Here is a 19,069-nt window from a genome sequence, read left to right as displayed (position 1 = left end):
GGCCGGGGCAGGGCGGGCGGGCGAAGCGGAAGCGGCCGGGGAACCCGGGGCGGGGGCCGGAAGCGGGCCGGGCGGCGGCACCGTCGCGGAGGCCGGGGCAGGGCGGGCGGGCGGAGCGGAAGCGGCCGGGGAACCCGGGGCGGGGGCCGGAAGCGGGCCGGGCGGCGGAGCCGTCGCGGGGGCCGGGGCAGGGCGGGCGGGCGAAGCGGAAGCGGCCGGGGAACCCGGGGCGGGGGCCGGAGGCGGGCCGGCCGAAGGAGCCGTCGCGGGGGCCGGAGGCGAGCCGGGCGGCGGCACCGTCGCGGAGGCCGGAGGCGGGCTGGTCGGCGGAGTCGTCGCGGGGGCCGTCGCGGGGGTCTGCGGCGGGGTGGGGGTGGGGAGGAGGGTGTCGGTGATGCGGGACGCGGTGGGGCGGTGTTCGGCGGTCATGCCCGTCCCCCTGATCGTGTCCTGCGCGTGTCGACAATGCCCGTCACTCTACGGGCTGTTCCCCGGGGGACGGGAACCCAGGGGCTACCCACCCGTAAACCTGTCTGGCAAGCTCGGGCCATGACTCCGCGTGCCGCCGACCGGGCCCGTTACGACCGGGCCACCGCTGATCTCGACGCGCCCGTGGCGATCGTCGACCTGGAGGCCTTCGACGCCAACGCGGCGGACCTGGTGCGCCGGGCCGGGGGCAAGCCGGTGCGGGTGGCGAGCAAGTCCGTGCGGTGCCGGGCGCTCCTGGAGCGGGTGCTGGCGCGGGAGGGCTTCGCGGGGATCATGTCGTTCACGCTCGGCGAGTCGCTGTGGCTGGCGCGGGCGGGGTTCGAGGACGTGCTGCTGGCGTACCCGTCGGCCGACCGGGCGGGGTTCGGGGAGCTGGCGCGGGACCCGAAGCTGGCGGCGGCCGTGACGGTGATGGTCGACGACGTGACGCAGCTCGATCTGATCGACGCCTCCCGCGCGGGCGGGACGGAGGAGGTCCGGGTCTGTCTGGAGCTCGACACGGCGCTGAGTCTGCTGGGCGGCCGGATACGGGTCGGCGCACGCCGCTCGCCGCTGCGCGAGCCCGCCGAGTTGGCCGAGCTGGCCCGCTCGGTGGTGCGGCGCCCGGGGTTCCGGCTGGTCGGGATCATGGCGTACGAGGGTCATGTGGCGGGTGTCGGTGACGCGGTCGCGGGTCGGCCGCTGCGGTCGCGGGCGATCCGGCTGATGCAGTCGGCCGCCCGTAAGGAGCTGGCGGACCGCAGGGCGGCCGTGGTGCGGGCGGTCCGGGCGGTGGCGCCGGACCTGGAGTTCGTGAACGGCGGTGGCACCGGGAGCGTGCAGCACACGGCGGCCGAGGACGCGGTGACGGAGATCGCCGCGGGTTCGGGGCTGTTCGTGCCGCGTCTCTTCGACAACTACACGTCGTTCAGCGGCCGTCCGGCCGCGCTCTTCGCGCAGCCGGTGGTCCGGCGTCCCGGTGTGGGTGTGGTGACGGTGCTCGGCGGCGGGTATCCGGCGTCGGGGGCCCCGGGGCCGGACCGGCTGCCCGTCCCGTATCTGCCGGAGGGGCTGCGGTACGACTCCCAGGAGGGTCCCGGCGAGGTGCAGACGCCGCTGCTCGGCTCCCCCGCCGACGACCTGCGGATCGGTGACAAGGTCTGGTTCCGGCACGCGAAGGCCGGGGAGCTGTGCGAGCGGTTCGACAGCCTGCGGCTGGTCGAGGGTGATCGCGTCACGGCGACCGTGCCCACGTACCGGGGCGAGGGGATGACCTTCCTCTAGGCAGCCCCTGGCACGAGGCCACCGGGGCACCGTCAGAACACGGTGTCCTGCTGGTCCGGGACGATGCTGCCGTCGGGGCGACGGACGGGCTGCGGGGTGCCGTCGCCCGCCGTGTAGCCGGTGGTGGCGCAGGGGTAGGGGGTGGCCTTCCGCTTCTTCGGCTCGATGAACATCGGGTTGACGATCCAGCGGCCGTCGCCATTCTCGTACGCCCGGCACATGAGTTCGTTCTTGTTGCGGTTGAGGACGAGGCGGAGGCCGGTGGCGTCGCGCAGGAAGGAGACGTCGGTGTCGGAGTCGCCGGCGGCGAACACCTGGCGGCGGGCGGCGGGCCGGACGCGTTCGGCGGCGGGGCCGCGGACGCCGAAGATCTCCTGGTTGATCCAGCAGCGCTTGCCGTCGATGTAGGTGATCATCGCGTCCTCGCCGTCCCGTACCGTGCCGCAGCCCTCCAGGTGGCTGGTGAGGCGGCCGTGTTCGGTGGTGTTGCGGATGCCGAGGGTGTGGGAGGGGTCGACGCCGACGCCCTTCGCCCAGACGTCGACGACGGGTTCGGGCGAGGCGGAGACGATCCGGACGTCGAAGCCGGCGCGCTGGAGGGCTCCGATCAGGTCGCGCTGCTGCTCGTAGTAGCGGACCCAGCCGGCGACCCGGGCGGTGCCGACCTGCTGGGTGGCGCCCTGCGGGGCGGCGAGGTTCTCGGCGCGGGCGGCGGCGGCGAAGGATTCGACCTGGCGGGTGGTCCAGCCGTGCAGGAGCTGGGCGAGCCAGGCGTACTGGGGCTCCATGCGGCGGCGGTCGTGGCCCGCGAAGGCGGCCTCGGCGCCGGTGGTGGCGCCCGTGCCGTAGACGGCGAGGAGTTCGTCGGCGCAGCGGGTGTCGGTGGACGTGGGGAGGGTGCGGACGCCGGTGGGACAGGCGTCGGCGAGGGCGGTGGCCGCCTCGGGGGTGAGGTACCGGCTGGTGGTGGACCAGTCGCCGCCGCGGGGCGGGCGGATGCGGTCGTTGCGGAGGAGCCAGTAGAAGGTGGCGTCGCCGACGTCGTTCTTGACGACGGTGTTGTCCCAGTCGAAGACCGCGACGGGCTTCCTCCCGCCCTTGTACCGGTCCTCGCAGTGGTCGGCGATCAGGGCGTCGATGCGGGCCTTGTTGTCGCCGTACCAGCCGTCGGAGGTCTTCAGCGTGGGGCATCCGGCGGGGCGGGCCTGGGCGGCGGAGGCGGGGCCGGTCGACGCGAGGACGAGGGCGGCGGCAGCGGCGGCAGCGGACGTGCGGAGCCGGTGGTTCATGATCACTCTCCTGTCTGCACGAGCGTCAGTACGCGTGTCTGTACGTGTGCCTGTGCACGTGTCTGTACGTGTGCCTGTGCACGTGTCTGTACGTGTGCCTGTACGTGTGCCTGTACGCGCGACAGCCGGGCGCCTTGCGACGCCCGGCTGTCGGGTGGGGGTTGTGCGTGGCGGCGGCGAGGGCCTAGAGGGGGGTCACGTACGCCCCGGAGATGCCGCCGTCGACGAGGAAGTCGCTGGCGTTGACGAAGGAGGAGTCGTCGCTGGCGAGGAAGGCGACGGCGGCGGCGATCTCCTCGGCCTCGGCGAAGCGGCCGACGGGGATGTGGACGAGGCGGCGCGCGGCCCGCTCGGGGTCCTTGGCGAACAGCTCCTGGAGGAGCGGCGTGTTGACCGGACCGGGGCAGAGGGCGTTGACGCGGATGCCCTCGCGGGCGAACTGGACGCCGAGTTCGCGGGACATGGCGAGCACGCCGCCCTTGGAGGCGGTGTACGAGATCTGGCTGGTGGCCGCGCCCATGATGGCGACGAAGGAGGCGGTGTTGATGATGGAGCCCTTGCCCTGGCGGCGCATGTAGGGCAGCGCGGCCTTGCAGCAGAGGTAGACGGAGGTGAGGTTGACGTCCTGGACGCGCTTCCAGGCCTCCAGGCCGGTCTCCAGGATGGAGTCGTCGTCGGGCGGGGAGATGCCGGCGTTGTTGAAGGCGATGTCGACGGAGCCGTACGTGTCGAAGGCGGTCTTGAACAGCGCCTCGACCTCCTCCGGGTCGGTGACGTCGACCTTGACGAAGGTCCCGCCGACCTCCTCGGCGGCGGCCTTGCCGGCCCGCTCGTCGATGTCGGCGCAGACGACGTTGGCACCCTCGGAGGCGAGGCGGCGGGCGGTGGCGAGGCCGATGCCGCTGCCGGCTCCGGTGATGACGGCGGTGCGGCCGACCAGGCGGCGGCAGATGATCTCTTCGGTGGTCATGCGGGTCAGGCCTCCGTGCTGATGAAGACGTTCTTGGTTTCGGTGAAGGCGGTCAGTGCGTCGGGGCCGAGTTCGCGGCCGAGGCCGGACTGCCGGTAGCCGCCGAACGGGGTCCAGTAGCGGACGCTGGAGTGGGAGTTGACCGAGAGGTTGCCGGCCCGGACGGCGCGGGAGACGCGCAGGGCGCGGCCGACGTCCCGGGTCCAGAGGGAGCCGGAGAGGCCGTACTCGGTGGCGTTGGCGAGGCGGATCGCGTCGGCCTCGTCCTCGAAGGGGAGGACGACGGCGACGGGTCCGAAGATCTCCTCGACGGCACAGGGGGCGTCCTCGGCGATGCCGGTGAGGACGGTCGGCGGGAACCAGAAGCCGGGGCCCTCGGGTGCCTTGCCCCGGATGGCGACCGCGTGCTCGGTGGCGTCCGCCGCGTAGGAGCGGACGCGGTCGAGCTGGGCGCGGGAGATGAGCGGGCCCATCTGGGTGCGTTCGTCGGCGGGGTCTCCGACGACGATCTCCTCGATCGCGGGGGTGAGCAGCTCCAGGAAGCGGTCGTACGCGCTCCGCTGGACGAGGATGCGGGTGCGGGCGCAGCAGTCCTGGCCGCTGTTGTCGAGGAAGGACATCGGGGCGGCGGCGGCGGCCGCTTCGACGTCGGCGTCGGCGAAGACGATGTTGGGGCTCTTGCCGCCGAGTTCGAGGGTGACGCGCTTCACCTGGTCGGCGCACTTGGCCATGATCGACTTGCCGACCCGGGTGGAGCCGGTGAAGACGATCTTGGCGATGCCGGGGTGTTCGACGAGGGCGTCGCCCGCGACGGGGCCGGTGCCGGGGAGGACCTGGAAGAGGCCTTCGGGCAGGCCGGCCTCCAGGGCGAGCTCGGCGAGGCGGAGCGCGGTGAGGGGGGTCGTCTCGGAGGGCTTGAGGAGGACGGCGTTGCCGGCGGCGAGGGCGGGCGCGGTGGCCCAGGCGGCGATCGGCATGGGGAAGTTCCAGGGGGCGATGACGCCGACGACCCCGAGCGGTTCGAGGATCGTGATGTCGAGGCCGCCGGCGACCGGGATCTGGCGGCCGTTGAGGCGTTCCACTCCCCCGGCGGCGTAGTCGAGGAGGTCGCGGACGTTGCCGGCCTCCCAGCGGGCGTTGCCGATGGTGTGCCCGGCCTCGGTGACCTCCAGGCGGGCGAGTTCCTCGACGTGCTCGTCGACGACGGCGGCGAAGCGGCGGAGCAGCCGGGCCCGGTCGGCGGGCGCCGCGGCGGCCCAGCCGCGCTGGGCGGCGGTGGCGCGCGCGACGGCGGCGTCGACGTCGGCCCGGGTGGCGGCGGGGACGGTGGCGACCGGCTCCTCGGTCGCCGGGTTCAGTACCTGGAGCAACTCGTTCCTCTCGGTGGCGTGCGTACGGCGGCGTCCGGGTCAGTGGCGTTCGAAGGAGCGGCGCAGTTCCCAGTCGGTGACGGCGGCGTCGTAGGCGTCGAGTTCGACGCGGGCCATGTTGCGGTAGTGGGCGACGACCTCGGCGCCGAAGGCGGCCTTGGCGATCTCGCTGGTCTCCCAGAGTTCGGCGGCCTCGCGCAGGGTGGTGGGGACGTGCGCGTATTCGCCGGTGTACGCGTTGCCGGTGCAGGGCGGGGGCAGTTCGAGGCGCTGCTCGATGCCGTGCAGGCCGGCGGCGATCAGTCCGGCGACGGCGAGGTACGGGTTGACGTCGCCGCCGGGGAGGCGGTTCTCGAAGCGGGTGGAGCGGCCGTGGCCGACGGTCCGGAGCGAGCAGGTGCGGTTGTCGTGGCCCCAGGCGACGGCGGTGGGCGCGAAGGAGCCGGGCTGGAACCGCTTGTAGGAGTTGACGTTGGGGGCGTAGAGGAGGGAGAAGTCGCGGAGGGCGGCGAGCTGTCCGGCGAGGAAGTGCCGCATGGTCTCGGACATGCCGTGCGGGTCGTCTCCGGCCATCACGTTCTCCCCGTCGGCGTTCTGGAGGGAGAGGTGGATGTGGCAGGAGTTGCCCTCGCGCTCGTTGTACTTCGCCATGAAGGTGAGGGAGTAGCCCTCCTGGGCGGCGATCTCCTTGGCGCCGGTCTTGTAGACGGCGTGCTGGTCGCAGGTGACGAGGGCCTCGTCGTACTTGAAGGCGATCTCGTGCTGGCCGGGGTTGCACTCGCCCTTGGCGGACTCGACGGTGAGTCCGGCGCCGGCCATCTCGTTGCGGATGCGGCGCAGGAGGGGTTCGATGCGTCCGGTGCCGAGGACGGAGTAGTCGATGTTGTACTGGTTGGCGGGGGTGAGGCCGCGGTAGTTCGCGTCCCAGGCCTGCTCGTAGCTGTCCCGGAAGACGATGAACTCGAGTTCCGTGCCGACGTGGGCGGTGAGGCCGAGTTCGGCGAGGCGCTCCAGCTGGCGGCGGAGGATCTGGCGGGGTGCGGCGACGACCGGGGTGCCGTCGCCCCAGGCGAGGTCGGCCGTCACCATCGCGGTGGCCTCGTTCCAGGGGAGGCGGCGGAGGGTGGTGAGGTCGGGGTGCATCGCGAAGTCGCCGTAGCCGCGGTCCCAGGAGGACATCTCGTAGCCGTCGACGGTGTTCATCTCGGTGTCGACTGCCAGAAGATAGTTGCAGCCCTCGGTGCCGTGGCCGAGGACCTCGTCCAGGAAGAACGGTGCGGCGAACCGCTTGCCCTGGAGCCGTCCCTGCATGTCGGGGAAGGCCAGGACGACGGTGTCGATCTCGCCGCTCGCGACGAGGGCGCGGAGCTCCTCGACGGTGAGCGGGGGTGTGCGGACTGCCACGGGATTGCTCCTCCTTCGGCCTGCCGGAAGCCATAAGGTATTACCGAAGACCATTGCTTGGGAAGTGTCGGAGAAGGAGAAACGAGAACGTGGCCAGTACGAGTGAATCGGCGGACCGGCTGACGCCCGTGCTGCGGCCGGTGCGGGCGGGCAACGGCTTCGAGGAGGCCCTGGAGCAGATCCTCCAGGTGGTGCGGCTCGGGCTCGTGCCCGGCGGCGAGCGGCTGCCCGCCGAGCGGGAGCTGGCCGACCGGATGGGGATCAGCCGGGTGACCCTGCGCGAGGTCCTCAAGGTCCTCCAGGAGCAGGGACTCGTGGAGAGCCGGCGCGGCCGGTACGGCGGAACGTTCGTGCTGCCCCGCGTCCAGACCGCCGACGAGGACGAGCTGCGCCGCCGGATCGCCTCGGTCGACATGGAGGACACCCTTCGCTTCCGCGAGGTCCTCGACGTGGGAGCCGCCGGGCTCTGCGCGGCGCACGGCCTCGACGCGGCCGGCGCCGAGCGGCTGCGCACCGCCGTGGCGGCGACCCGGGACGCCCCGCTGGCCGATTACCGCCGTCAGGACACCCTGCTCCACCTCACCCTCGCCGAGCTCTCCGGCTCGCCGACGCTGACCGCGCAGTACGCCGCCGTCCGGGCGACGGTGAACGACCTCCTGGACTGCATCCCGCTGCTCGTGCGCAACCTGGAGCACTCCCAGCACCAGCACACCGCGCTGGTGGAGGCGGTCCTCGACGGGGACGCGGACGCGGCGCGCGAGGTGATGCGGGAGCACTGCGCGGGCACGGCGGCGCTGCTGCGCGGGTTCCTCACCTGAGGGCGGCGCCCCCGGCCGCGTAACCCGAAAGTAACGCACGGGGGTTGCGCTCCCCCGCCGACCACCGCAAAGGTATGGCACCAATCCATTGGGCCCGTTGCGGGGAGCTGACGCTGCCATGACGCTGGAAGACACGACCGGGAGCACCCCCGGAGGCACGCCCGGGGGCACCGCCCCGCCGAAGGACGACTACCTGGAACGGCGGGCCTTGCGCCGCGGCAGCGCGGGCTGGCTGCTGCTCACCGGGCTGGGCGTCGCGTACGTGGTCTCCGGGGACTTCTCCGGCTGGAACATCGGCCTGTCGAAGGGCGGCTTCGGCGGACTGGCCGTCGCCACCGTCCTGATGGGCGCGATGTACGCCTGCCTGGTCTTCGCGCTCGCCGAACTCTCCGCCATCCTGCCCACCGCGGGCGGCGGCTACGGCTTCGCCCGCCGGGCGCTCGGCACCTGGGGCGGGTTCCTCACCGGCACCGCGATCCTCATCGAGTACGTCCTCGCACCCGCCGCCATCTCCATCTTCATCGGCGACTACGTCGAGTCCCTCGGGCTCTTCGGCCTGGAGTCCGGCTGGCCGGTCTACCTCGTCTGCTTCGCGCTCTTCATCGGGATCCACCTGTGGGGCGTGGGCGAGGCGCTGCGCTTCAGCCTGATCGTGACGGCCATCGCGGTCGCGGCGCTCGTCGTCTTCGCGCTCGGCGCGTTCACCGACTTCCACGTCGACGGCCTGAACGACATCCCGGTCGACGGCGAGGCCTTCGGGTCGAACTCCTGGCTGCCCTTCGGACTGCTCGGGATCTGGGCCGCGTTCCCCTTCGGCATGTGGTTCTTCCTCGGCGTGGAGGGCGTGCCGCTCGCCGCCGAGGAGGCCAAGGACCCGGTCAGGTCGATGCCGAGGGCGCTCGCGATCTCCATGGGCATCCTGGTCCTGCTCGCCGTCGTCACGTTCCTCGCCGCCACCGGGGCGCGCGGCTCGGCGGCCGTCCAGGAGGCCGGCAACCCGCTCGTCGTGGCGCTCCAGGGCGACGGGGAGCCGACCGCGCTCAGCCGGTTCGTGAACTACGCGGGCCTCGCGGGCCTGGTGGCCTCCTTCTTCTCCCTCATCTACGCCGGCTCGCGCCAGTTGTTCGCCCTCTCCCGGGCCGGCTACCTGCCCCGCTTCCTCTCCCTGACCAGCCGCCGCAAGTCGCCCTACCTGGGCCTCCTCATCCCGGGCGCGATCGGCTTCGCGCTCGCCGCGGGGACCGGGAACGGGGCGCGGATGCTGAACATCGCGGTGTTCGGCGCCACCATCTCGTACGCGCTGATGGCGCTCTCCCACATCGTGCTGCGGCGCCGCGAGCCGGGGCTGCACCGGCCGTACCGCACGCCCGGCGGAATCGTCACCTCGTCCGTGGCGTTCGTCCTGGCCCTGTCGGCGCTGGTCGCGACCTTCCTGGTGGACCGGACGGCGGCGCTCATGGCGCTCGGGGTGTACGTCGTCGCCCTCGCCTACTTCGCGTTCTACAGTCGGCACCATCTGGTGGCCGGCGCGCCCGAGGAGGAGTTCGCGGCGCTCGCCGCGGCGGAGGCCGAGCTCGAACGCGACTGACCCGCCGCCGCCCCGCCCCTCTGCCCGCACCCCTGGAGGAAGCACGTGTCCAAGCCGCTCATCGGCGTGACCACCTATCTGGACCAGGCCCGCTGGGGGGTGTGGGACATGGAGGCCGCGCTGCTTCCCGCCCGCTACCCGTGGCTGGTCCGGGAGAGCGGGGGGCTCGCCGTGATGCTGCCGCCGGACGGACCCGAGGCCGCCGCGGCGGTCGTGGCCCGGCTCGACGGGCTGGTCGTCGCGGGCGGGGCGGACGTCGAGCCCGTACGGTACGGGGCCGAGCCCGACCCCCGTACCGGCCCGCCCGCCCGCGCCCGGGACGCCTGGGAACTGGCCCTGATCGACGCGGCTCTGGCGTCCGGCACCCCGCTCCTCGGCATCTGCCGCGGGATGCAGCTGCTGAACGTCGCGCTCGGCGGGACGCTCGTCCAGCACCTCGACGGACACGTCGAGGCGGTCGGCGTGATCGGCCGCCACCCGGTCAAGCCCGTACCGGGCACCCTCTACGCCTCCCTCGTGCCCGAGCTCACCGAGGTCCCGACCTACCACCACCAGGCCGTCGACCGGCTCGCCACGGGGCTCACCGTCTCCGCCCACGCGGAGGACGGCACGGTCGAGGCGGTCGAGCTGGCCGCCCCGTCCTGGACCCTCGGCGTGCAGTGGCACCCCGAGATGGGCGAGGACCTCCGGGTGATGCGGGGCCTCGTCGCAGCGGCCGCCGCCCGCCGGGGCTGAAACTCGGCGCGCGGGCGCGGTGAACACGCCCGCCGGGGCTGAACTCGGCGCTCGGGCGCCGAGGGTGACCTCCGTGCGGGGGCACGTGAGCGCGCCCGCCGAGGGTGACCTCAGTGCGCGGGCGCCTTGGGCGCGCCCGCCGAGGCCGCGTTCGGGCGCGTGGGCGCCGTGAGCGGGGTCCAGGTCGACGGGTCGGCCGTGCAGGGGCCGCCGTCGTGGACCAGGAGGCGCCGCTCGGCCGGGTCGACCGCGAGCGTGGCGAGCGTGGCCCAGCGGCTGCCGAGCGCGCCTTCGGCGGGGGCGTGGCAGCAGACCTCGGCGCCGTCCTCGCGGTGGGCGGAGAGCAGCCGCACCAGCGCGTCGGGGCCGAGCGGGCCGGTGTGGGCCCGGACGCGCCGGCCGAGCAGCCGGTGCCGGTCGTACGTCTCCGGTTCCCGGCGGCCGCGCAGCTCGCCGGCGGCGAGCGACGGGTCGAGGAAGTGGTTCGTGCGGGTCAGCCAGCCCCGGTCGTCGGGGACGACCACCGCCGAACCGGCGAGGGCGAGCTCCACGGACGCGGCCCGCTCCGCGGTGACCACGGTGATGACCGTGGAGGCCGAGACCGGGGCGCCCGTGAGCATCCCGACCGCCTCCGCGAACGACCCCGCGGTGCCGAGCACCTGACGGGCGACGAGGTGGACGGGGACTCCGGTGGCCGCGTCGTCGGTGTGGCCGAGGATGTTGAAGAGGACGCCCACACCGGCCTCGTTGACACCGATCTTGGCGAGGATGCCGTGCTCGGTGATGCCCGCGAACCCATGGACGTCACCGGTCACCGTCTGGAGGTGCCAGGCGCCGGCCAGTTCCTCGTGCCAGTCCCAGCACTGCCCGCCGGTGCTCCGGGGGCCGGTCAGGACGAGGGTGGAGCACTCGCCCGCGCGGGGCGCGCCGGCCTCGGCGAGGATCTCGGTGCGCGCGTTGAGCGCGGCGATCGTCCAGAACGGGAGTCCGGCTCCCTCCGCGACGCCCTCCATCTCCTCGACGAGCTCCGGCGCCCAGGCCCGGGTGGCGTCGGCGGTGCGCAGGGCGAGTGCGCGCACGTCCGGGGCGCGACCGCTTCCGGCGCTTCCGGCGCTTCCGGCCGCGACGGTGGTGAAGAGCTCGTCGTAGACGCGCCACGCGCGCGCGATGGCGTCGCCGGCCCGGCGGCCGCGGTCCTCGCCGCGGCGCCTCGGGGTGTCCCCGGTGATCCGGAGGAGCGTACGGCCGCTCACGCCTGTGCCCGGGCGGCGAGGGCGGTGCGGTCGTTCCGCATGAGGAGCGCGTAGACGAGCGCGGCGACGACCATGCCGACCGGGAGGGAGAGGTCGACGCCGTCGAGGGCGCCGGCGACCGGGCCGGTGTAGAGGGTGTTGACGCAGAGGGAGGCTGCGGTGACGCCCAGGGCGACGGCGAGGGCGCCGGCGCGGTTGACGCCCGCCGTGTACCAGAAGGGGCTGCCGGGGGTCTCGTCCGAGAGCGCGATCCCGTCGTAGCGGCCGCGGCGGAGCGCGATGTCGGTGGCGTAGACGGCCATCAGGGGGCCGATCAGGACCACGATCACCTGGAGGGCGTTGCTCACGGTGTCGAGGAAGTTGGAGACGAGCAGGCCGTAGAGGGTCAGGGCGACGGCGACGGCGCCGTCGAAGAGGACGCTGACGGTCCGGCGGATGCGGAGGCCGACGGCCTGGAGGGCGAGGCCCGCGCTGTAGGCGGTCAGGGCGTTGATGGAGATCGTGCCGAGGACCAGGGCGAGCAGGAAGACCGGGGTGAACCAGCCGGGGAGGATCGTCTGGAGCGCGGTCTGGGGGTCGGTCATGTCGACGGCGGTGGCGGCGAACGCGCCGAGCGAGCAGACGATCACGCTGGGCAGGAAGGCGCCGAGGGCGGTCCAGCCGATGATCGCCGTCTTCGAGGACGTCCGGGGCAGGTAGCGGGAGAAGTCGGCGCTCGTCGTGTACGAGAGCGGGCCCGAGGCGATCAACGTGGTGCCCGCGAGGAGGAGGCCCCAGAGTTCGACGCCCGAGAGCTTCGCGGCGGGGGCGTACGAGAAGTCGGCGTGCCGGAGGACCGCGAACGCGACCACGGTGAAGACGCCGACCAGGACCAGGGTGATCGGCAGGTACAGCTTGATGATCAGGGCGTGCCCGTAGACGCTGATGGCCAGGGTGAGCGCGGCGATGACCACGATGACGGCCACCTTGACGGGGGTGTTCGCCGTGATGCCGGTCTTCTCGACGAGGGCGAAGGCGGCGGTGGCCGCGGCGGCGAGGTTGAGGGCGAAGTAGCAGACGGAGACGAGCCAGCCGCCGATCGCGTTGTTCACGCGGTTGCCCATGACGCCGTACATGGCGCGGGTGATCACCTCACTGGGCGCGCCCGCCGCCGGCCCGGAGGTGGCGAGCAGGCCGGTGAGCAGCCAGAAGAGGTTGCCGACGACGATCACGGCGACGGCCTGCACCAGCGTGAGGCCCATCAGGACGAGGGCGCCGCCGATGACGAGGCTGAGGTAGTTGACGTTGGCCGCGGCCCACACGGAGAAGAGCTCGCGGGGGTGTCCGTGGCGTTCGCCGTCGGGGATGTGGTCGATGCCGTGGGCCTCGATGCGGCCGGGCCGGTCGGCGGCCGGCGGGGTGACCCGGGCGTCCTGCGCGCCTGGGAGCGGGTCGGGAATCGTGGAAGCCATGCGGCCCTCCGGAAGCGTGTGGTGCCCACCTGGTTGCTTATTGGTCGCACACTCAATAGCATCCCGGTTATGTCGTCAAGCGTCCAGCGCAAGCGAATCCGGAAAACCCCCGAAGCCCGTCGGGCCGAGATCGTGGAGACCGCGGCCCGCGTCGCCCTGACCGAGGGGCTCGAGTGCGTCACCCTCCGGCGGATCGCCGACGAGCTCGCCGTACGGCCCGGTCTGATCAGCCACTACTTCCCCTCGGCGGAGGACCTCGTGGCCGAGGCCTTCAGCGTCGCCTCCACCGGCGAGCTCGACGCCCTGCTGCCCGCCGAGCGGCCGCACGGCACCCCCACCCAGTACCTCGCCCGCTACTTCGCGCTCTCCGCCGGCGACACGTACGACGACATCAGCCGTCTCTGGATCAACGCCCGTCACCTCAGCCGCTACCGCCCCCTCCTCCGCGACCGCGTCGCCGAGCAGGAACTCGCCTCCGACGACCGGCTGCAGGGAGTCATCCAGGACGGCGTCGAACGCGGCGAGTTCCGCACCGACGACCCGCGCGCCGCCGCCATCCAGATCCTCGTGGTCCTCGACGGCCTCGGCGCCCATGCCAACACCGACTACACCGACCTCCCCGAGGCCGTGACCCGCATGGCCGTGACCACGGCGGAACGCGTCCTGGGACTGCCGTACGGAGCCCTGACCGAAGCACCCGCCCTCGTCGAGCCCGCCACTCCCCCGACCCCCTCGGACCCGGCCCCGTCCCCGTGAGAGCCGGCGCCGGACGGGCCTCGTAGCACTCGCCCGTCCCGCTCACCCGCCGCCCCTTCCGCCCCGCCGGCCTGCCGCCTCGCGCGTCACCACACCCGCCCCCGCCCCCTTCCCGCCCCCTCTCCCCTTCCCGGGCCCTCCCCCTTCCCGGACCCTCCCCCTTCCCGCACCCCCTGGAGCCCCCGTGCGCACCCGACTCGTCCTGCTCTCCGCCCGTCTGCTCGACCCCGGCACGGGGGCGTTCCTGCCTGATACCGCCCTCGCCGTCTCCGACGACGGAAAGATCGCGGCGCTGGGTGACGACCGCGAGATCCGGGCGCTCGCCGGTCCCGGCACGACGGTCGTCGACCTCAAGGGGGCCGTGGTCACCCCGGGGTTCGTCGACGGCCACGTACACCCGGTCACGGGCGCCGAACTGACCCACGGACTCGACCTGTCGTACTGCGCCGACCTCGACGACGTACGGGCGGCCCTCGCGCGGGAGACCCGATCCCTCGGGCGCGGGGAGTGGCTGTTCGGCTGGGGCCTCGACCCGAACGTGTTCGGCGACCGGCCCGTGGGCATCGCCCCGTTCGACGCCGTCCTGGACGGCATCCCGGCCTTCCTGCTGCTCTTCGACGCCCACTCGGCGCTGGCCAGCCGCCGCGCCCTCGAACTCGCCGGGGTCGACGGCCCGCGCACCTTCGACCAGGCGTCCGCCGAGGTCGTCTGCGACGCCGCGGGACGCCCGACGGGCCTGCTCCAGGAGGACGCCGCCTGCGAACTGGTCGAACGGGTCGCCCCTCGCCCGACGCGCGAGGAGAGCCGCGAGCGGCTCGCGACGGCGCTGCGGGCCATGGCGGCGGCCGGACTGACCGGCGGCCACGCCATGGACGCCAACGGCGAGAGCCTCGCCCTGTACGGGGAGCTCGACGCGGCCGGCGACCTGCCGCTGCGCCTGCGGGTCGCGCCCTGGTGCCAGCCCGGCACCGACGCCGACGGCGTACGCGACCTGATCGAGCAGCAGGGCACCGGCGGGGCACTGTGGCGCGTCGCGGGCGTGAAGCTCTTCATGGACGGGACCATCGACAACGGCACGGCGTGGCTGGAGCGCCCCGACTGCCACGGCGAGTCCACGCACGCGTTCTGGCCGGACCCCGCCGCGTACGCCCGCATCATCGGCACCCTGCACCGGGCGGGCGTGGCCACCGCGACGCACGCCATCGGCGACGCGGCCGTCCGGCACGTCCTCGACTCCGTCGAGAAGGCGCGGGCCGGCGGCGGCCCGGACGGGGTGCGGCACCGGGTCGAGCACATCGAGACGGTTCCGGACGACACGCTGCGCCGCTTCGCCGAGCTCGGGGTCCTCGCGTCCATGCAGCCCACCCACTGCTGCGACTTCACCCGCGCCGACCACACCGACAACTGGTCGCGCCGCCTCGGCGAGGAGCGCGCCTCGCGCGCCTGGCGCTGCCGCGACCTCACCGACTCCGGCGCCACCGTCGTCCTCGGCTCCGACTGGCCGATCGCCCCCTTCCCCCCGCTCGGCGTGATGGCCGGCGCCCGCCACCGCCGCCCCAGCCGCGACCTCGCCCAGGCCCCGCACGGCCCCGAGCAGGCCCTCACCCCCCTGGAGGCGCTGCGCGGCATGACCACCGCGGCCGCGTACGCCGCCGGCGAGGAGCACGAGGCGGGCCGCCTCGCCCTCGGCTACCGCGCCGACCTCACCGTCCTCGCCGCCGACCCCCTCACCACCTCCGCCACCGACCTCCCCGACCTGTCCGTCCGCCTCACCGTCCTCGACGGCCGGGTGACGTTCCGCGCCACCGACCTCTGACACCGCGGGTCCGCACGGGTTGCGGGCAGGCGTCGGCAGGTCCGCACCGTCTGCCGGCAGGCCTCACCAGATCCGCACCGTCTACGGGCCGGTGGGCACAAACGCCCACCGGCCCGCAGCCGGGCACGGTCCTCAGGGGCACCGTCGGGCTCGGGCCCGGGAGCCTCGCCCACCACGTGGGTGGCGGCGGGAGCGTCAGCTCCTCGTCAGCGACAGCAGGTCCCGCGCCGGGCCCGTAGGCCGATGCCCCGCGGGCCACACGGCCCGAAGGTCGCGGCGGAGCTGCACCCCGTCCACCGGGACGGCGACGAGACGGCGCGACGCCAACTCCTCGGTGATCGCGAGCTCACTGAGCACCGCGGGCCCGGCGGCGCTGACGGCAGCGGCCTTCACCGCGGTCGTGGACGCGAGTTCGAGCAGCGGCTGCGCCAGCCCGCCGTGGCCGGAGAGCGCCGCGTCGAGGACCTGCCGGGTGCCGGAGCCGCGTTCGCGCAGCACGAGCGGGGTCGCGGCGAGTTCCGCCGGGTCGAGCGGGCCGCGGCGGCGGGCCCAGGGATGGGAGGGGGCGACGACGACGAGGAGCCGGTCGTGGGCGACGACGACGCCGTCGAGGCCGTCCGGTACGGCGAGCCCCTCCACGAAGCCGACGTCGGCGTCGCCGGCGAAGAGGCGTTCGGCGACGGCGGCCGAGTTGCCGGCCTGGAGGGACACGGCGGTGTCGGGGCGCTGGGCGCGGAGCGCGATCAGCCAGCCCGGCAGCAGGTACTCGGCGATCGTCATGGACGCGGCCACCCGGAGCCGCGAGTCGCGGCGTCCGCGGAGCGCCTGCGCGCCCGCGTCGAAGGCCTCCGCCGCCTCGACGATGCGCCGGGCCCAGTCGGTGACGAGCGCGCCCGCGTCGGTGAGCCGTGAGCCGCGGGGCGAGCGGTCGACCAGGGCCACGCCGAGCTGCCGTTCCATGGAGCGGATGCGGCTGCTGGCGGCGGGCTGGGTGATCCCGACCTCGCGGGCGGCCGCGCCGAGGCTGCCGTGCCGGGCGACGGCGAGGAGCAGTTCGAGCGCGCCGAGGTCCGGGACCCGATGGGAGAGATGGGCCCGCGGCTCCCCGCCGTGCTCCCCCTGAGGCCCCCGCGCAGCCTGCGCCCCCGACTCCCCCCGGGTCCGCCGCACGCCTTCGGCCCCCCGCGCGCCCTGCGCCCCGTGCGCCCCCTGCTCCCCGTCGGCCGACCACGGTCCGCGCGTCTCCCTGCTCATAAGGCCAGCTTATGACGTCATAGCCGCATGATCCCTGGTGGGGGCGGGGGAAGAGGGCGACGGTGGAGCCATGGCAAGCCTCGCAACACCCCGCTCGGCCCCTCGTCCGGCCTCCCGCGCCACCACCCCCGGCGCCCGCACGGTTCTTCCGGTCCGTTCCGTCCGTCATCTCGGGCCCAACTGGTACGCCTCGGTGATGGGGACGGCGATCGTGGCGTCGGCGGGCGCGGCGCTCCCGGTGGACGTCCCGGGTCTTCGTACGGCCTGCGCGGCGGTGTGGGCGCTGTCGCTCGTGATGCTGCTGGTGCTGCTGGGTGCCCGGGCGGTCCACTGGGCACGGCACCGGGACCAGGCCCGGGCGCACCTGCTCGACCCGGCCGTGGCGCCGTTCTACGGATGCCTGTCGATGGCACTGCTCGCGGTGGGCGGCGGGGCGGTGATCGTGGGCCGGGACTGGATCGGGCTGCCGGCGGCCCTCGGCCTGGACGCGGTGCTGTTCACGGCCGGCACGCTGGTCGGTCTCGCGGCGGCGGTGGTGGTCCCGTATCTGATGGTGGTGCACCACCGGATCGAGGGCGCGTCCCCGGTGTGGCTGCTCCCGGTCGTCGCGCCGATGGTCTCGGCCGCCCTCGGGCCGCTGCTCGTACCCCATCTGCCCGCCGGGCAGGCCCAGCAGACGCTGCTGATCGCCTGCTACGCGATGTTCGGCATCAGTCTGCTGGCGACCCTGGTGATGCTGCCGCTGGTCTTCGGCCGACTGGTCACGGGAGGTCCGCTGCCCCTGGCGCTGACCCCGACCCTGTTCCTCGTCCTCGGCCCGCTGGGGCAGTCGACGACCGCGGCGAACAAGTTCGCCGACGCGGCCCCGGGCGTGCTGCCCGAGCCGTACGCGCACGGCTTCGCCGCCTTCGCCGTCCTCTACGGGGTGCCCGTGATGGGCTTCGCGCTGCTGTGGCTGGCGCTGGCCGCGGCGATGGTGCTGCGGGCCCGGCGGCGGGGCATGGGTTTCGCGATGACCTTCTGGGCCTTCACCTTCCCGGTCGGCACCTGTGTGACCGGCGCGGAGGGGCTGGCCCAGCACACCGGACTGGCCGCCTTCCGGTGGCTGGCGATCGGGCTGTACGTGTTCCTCGTCGCGGCCTGGCTGGTGGCCGGGTTCCACACCGCGCGCGGGCTGGTCAGCGGTGCGCTGCTCGCAGGGCCCGGGCGAGCTCCCGCGGAGCCTCGGCCAGTGACGGCCCGTACCAGGTGAGCAGGCGTCCGTCGACGAGCGCCGCGGCGGTCCCGGGGAAGGCCTCGGGGCCGTCGTCGCGCGTGAAGCGGTAGGGCTCGTCGGGCAGGACGACGAGGTCGGGCGCGGCGGCCCTGAGGTCGTCGAGCGGGAGCCGCGGATAGCGCTCGGGGTGGTCGCCGTACAGGTTGCGGACGCCGAGCCGGGCGAGCAGGTCGCCGGCGAAGGTGTCGCGGCCGAGGACCATCCAGGGGCGGCGCCAGATGGGCACGACGGCGGTGAGCGGGCCGCCGTCCGCCGCGGGCCGCACCGGTGTCACGGCCTCCCAGGCGGCCTCGGCGTCGTCGAGCCAGCGGGGCCGGCGGGGCGCGCCGCAGGCGGCGAGGACCCGTTCCAGTTCGCGCAGGCCCTCGTCGAGGGTGCGGATCGCGGTGACGAGGACGTCGATGCCGGCGGCGCGCAGCGCGGCGAGGTCGGGGGCCCGGTTCTCCTCCTCGTTGGCGAGGACGAGGTCGGGCCGGAGCGCGGTGATCGCGGCGACGTCGGGGTTCTTGGTGCCGCCGATCCGTGCGACGGCGAGACCGGCGGGGTGGCTGCACCAGTCCGTCGCGCCGACGAGGGCGCCGGGGAGGGTGACGGCGACCGCCTCCGTCAGGGACGGCACGAGGGAGACGACCCGCGGGAGGGACCGCGTACCGTCGCTCACTCCTCTTCGGCCTCGACGTGTTCGGCGACGGCGACGACGAGCAGCCGGGTGCCGGGCTCGGTGGCCCGCCAGCGGTGCCGTACCCCGCCGGAGAGGTAGAGGGTGTCGCCGCGGCCGAGCCGGTACGCGCGGCCTTCGGCCTCGACCTCGGCGGCGCCGTCGGCCACGTACAGCAGCTCGTCGTTGCGGTGCTGGAACTCGCGCCCCGCGTCCTGTTCCCCGGTGAACTCCAGGGCGTGCAGCTGGTGGCGGCCCCGGACGAGCTGCCGGATGCCGGCGGGCAGGGCGGGGTCCGGGGGGCGCTCCCCGGAGCGCACGAGGTCGACGGTGCGGGAGGCCTCGGCGGCGGCGAGGAGTTCGCCGGCCGTCGTCTCCAGGGCTTCGGCGACGAGTTCGAGGGAGCGGCGGCTGGGCCGGGCTCGGTCGTTCTCGACCTGGCTGAGGAAGGGCACGGAGAGGCCGCTGCGGGAGGCGACGACGGCCAGGGTGAGCTGGAGCGCTCTGCGGCGCCTCTTGACGGCCGCGCCCACACGGGGTGATTCCTTCTCGTCCATGTCGACTCCCTCCCTCGTACCTGTCGCGGTCCCTCGGACCGGTGTACCGGTCGGTTACCTGAACCTTACGCAGCTTTGGGGCGGGGTTTCTCGTCGTGTGGAAAAGGGGCGGTCGCCGAGCA

The 19,069-nt window shown here is 74.1% G+C and carries 16 protein-coding genes and 1 pseudogene; 7 read left to right on the top strand and 10 right to left on the bottom strand.

The genetic code is table 11. The annotated features are described in order from the left end of the window. Positions 1–466: pseudogene (locus tag ACFCY7_RS34855) on the bottom strand (hypothetical protein); the annotation flags it as partial. A gap of 83 nt (positions 467–549) precedes the next feature. On the opposite strand from ACFCY7_RS34855, the gene ACFCY7_RS34850 reads away from it, so the two are divergent. Next, positions 550–1,752: an amino acid deaminase/aldolase gene (locus ACFCY7_RS34850; protein WP_376490081.1), complete on the top strand. Its 1,203-nt coding sequence runs from the start codon at positions 550–552 to the stop codon at positions 1,750–1,752. A 32-nt stretch (positions 1,753–1,784) separates the two neighbouring features. On the opposite strand, the gene ACFCY7_RS34845 is transcribed toward ACFCY7_RS34850, so the two are convergent. The 4 genes from ACFCY7_RS34845 to ACFCY7_RS34830 all read right to left on the bottom strand — a co-directional run bounded on the left by ACFCY7_RS34845 (position 1,785) and on the right by ACFCY7_RS34830 (position 6,785). Beyond that, complete coding sequence (locus ACFCY7_RS34845; protein WP_376490080.1) at positions 1,785–3,041, bottom strand: haloacid dehalogenase-like hydrolase; 1,257 nt, start codon at positions 3,039–3,041, stop codon at positions 1,785–1,787. A gap of 184 nt (positions 3,042–3,225) precedes the next feature. Beyond that, positions 3,226–4,011 (bottom strand): 3-oxoacyl-ACP reductase, encoded by a 786-nt coding sequence (locus tag ACFCY7_RS34840; protein WP_376490079.1) that lies wholly within the window; start codon positions 4,009–4,011, stop codon positions 3,226–3,228. Between the two features lie 5 nt (positions 4,012–4,016). Next, complete coding sequence (locus tag ACFCY7_RS34835) at positions 4,017–5,381, bottom strand: aldehyde dehydrogenase family protein (protein ID WP_376490078.1); 1,365 nt, start codon at positions 5,379–5,381, stop codon at positions 4,017–4,019. A gap of 39 nt (positions 5,382–5,420) precedes the next feature. Beyond that, a complete protein-coding gene (locus ACFCY7_RS34830) occupies positions 5,421–6,785 on the bottom strand; it encodes a glutamine synthetase family protein (protein WP_376490077.1) in 1,365 nt (454 codons plus the stop codon). Between the two features lie 89 nt (positions 6,786–6,874). Here ACFCY7_RS34830 and ACFCY7_RS34825 point away from each other — a divergent pair, with 89 nt between their 5' ends. The 3 genes from ACFCY7_RS34825 (at position 6,875) to ACFCY7_RS34815 (ending at position 9,926) form a co-directional block, all read left to right on the top strand. Next, positions 6,875–7,603 (top strand): FadR/GntR family transcriptional regulator, encoded by a 729-nt coding sequence (locus ACFCY7_RS34825; protein ID WP_376490076.1) that lies wholly within the window; start codon positions 6,875–6,877, stop codon positions 7,601–7,603. 118 nt (positions 7,604–7,721) lie between these two features. After that, on the top strand, positions 7,722–9,191 hold the full coding sequence (gene eat, locus ACFCY7_RS34820; protein ID WP_376490075.1) for an ethanolamine permease: 1,470 nt from the start codon (positions 7,722–7,724) through the stop codon (positions 9,189–9,191). 45 nt (positions 9,192–9,236) lie between these two features. Further along, positions 9,237–9,926, top strand: coding sequence for a gamma-glutamyl-gamma-aminobutyrate hydrolase family protein (locus tag ACFCY7_RS34815; RefSeq protein ID WP_376490074.1), 690 nt, complete (start codon positions 9,237–9,239; stop codon positions 9,924–9,926). Between the two features lie 110 nt (positions 9,927–10,036). Here ACFCY7_RS34815 and ACFCY7_RS34810 read toward each other — a convergent pair whose 3' ends face one another. Next, positions 10,037–11,179 (bottom strand): C45 family autoproteolytic acyltransferase/hydolase, encoded by a 1,143-nt coding sequence (locus ACFCY7_RS34810; RefSeq protein ID WP_376490073.1) that lies wholly within the window; start codon positions 11,177–11,179, stop codon positions 10,037–10,039. Then, positions 11,176–12,630: a purine-cytosine permease family protein gene (locus tag ACFCY7_RS34805; protein WP_376490072.1), complete on the bottom strand. Its 1,455-nt coding sequence runs from the start codon at positions 12,628–12,630 to the stop codon at positions 11,176–11,178. The genes ACFCY7_RS34810 and ACFCY7_RS34805 overlap by 4 nt, the downstream gene beginning before the upstream one ends. A gap of 69 nt (positions 12,631–12,699) precedes the next feature. Here ACFCY7_RS34805 and ACFCY7_RS34800 point away from each other — a divergent pair, with 69 nt between their 5' ends. Both ACFCY7_RS34800 and ACFCY7_RS34795 read left to right on the top strand, forming a co-directional pair. Further along, positions 12,700–13,386, top strand: a complete 687-nt coding sequence (locus tag ACFCY7_RS34800) for a TetR/AcrR family transcriptional regulator (RefSeq protein WP_376490071.1) — start codon at positions 12,700–12,702, stop codon at positions 13,384–13,386. Between the two features lie 184 nt (positions 13,387–13,570). After that, complete coding sequence (locus tag ACFCY7_RS34795) at positions 13,571–15,202, top strand: amidohydrolase (protein ID WP_376490070.1); 1,632 nt, start codon at positions 13,571–13,573, stop codon at positions 15,200–15,202. A 195-nt stretch (positions 15,203–15,397) separates the two neighbouring features. Here ACFCY7_RS34795 and ACFCY7_RS34790 read toward each other — a convergent pair whose 3' ends face one another. Next, a complete protein-coding gene (locus tag ACFCY7_RS34790) occupies positions 15,398–16,456 on the bottom strand; it encodes a LysR substrate-binding domain-containing protein (protein WP_376490069.1) in 1,059 nt (352 codons plus the stop codon). Between the two features lie 70 nt (positions 16,457–16,526). On the opposite strand from ACFCY7_RS34790, the gene ACFCY7_RS34785 reads away from it, so the two are divergent. Next, entirely contained in the window at positions 16,527–17,708 is a 1,182-nt protein-coding gene (locus ACFCY7_RS34785; RefSeq protein WP_376490068.1) for a TDT family transporter, read from the top strand. Here ACFCY7_RS34785 and ACFCY7_RS34780 read toward each other — a convergent pair. Beyond that, positions 17,635–18,393 carry a helical backbone metal receptor gene (locus ACFCY7_RS34780; RefSeq protein ID WP_376490067.1) on the bottom strand — a complete coding sequence of 253 codons (759 nt, stop codon included), beginning with the start codon at positions 18,391–18,393 and terminating at the stop codon, positions 17,635–17,637. The genes ACFCY7_RS34785 and ACFCY7_RS34780 overlap by 74 nt on opposite strands. Beyond that, entirely contained in the window at positions 18,390–18,947 is a 558-nt protein-coding gene (locus tag ACFCY7_RS34775) for a helix-turn-helix domain-containing protein (RefSeq protein ID WP_376490066.1), read from the bottom strand. Before ACFCY7_RS34775 ends, ACFCY7_RS34780 begins: the two co-directional genes overlap by 4 nt. Between the last annotated feature and the right edge of the window lie 122 nt (positions 18,948–19,069).

Origin of the sequence: Streptomyces sp. NPDC056361, assembly GCF_042262805.1 — a bacterium.
In the GTDB taxonomy this organism is placed as follows: Bacteria; Actinomycetota; Actinomycetes; order Streptomycetales; family Streptomycetaceae; genus Streptomyces.
Note: the sequence above shows the minus strand (reverse complement) of the source record. Positions and strands in the feature narration are given on the sequence as shown.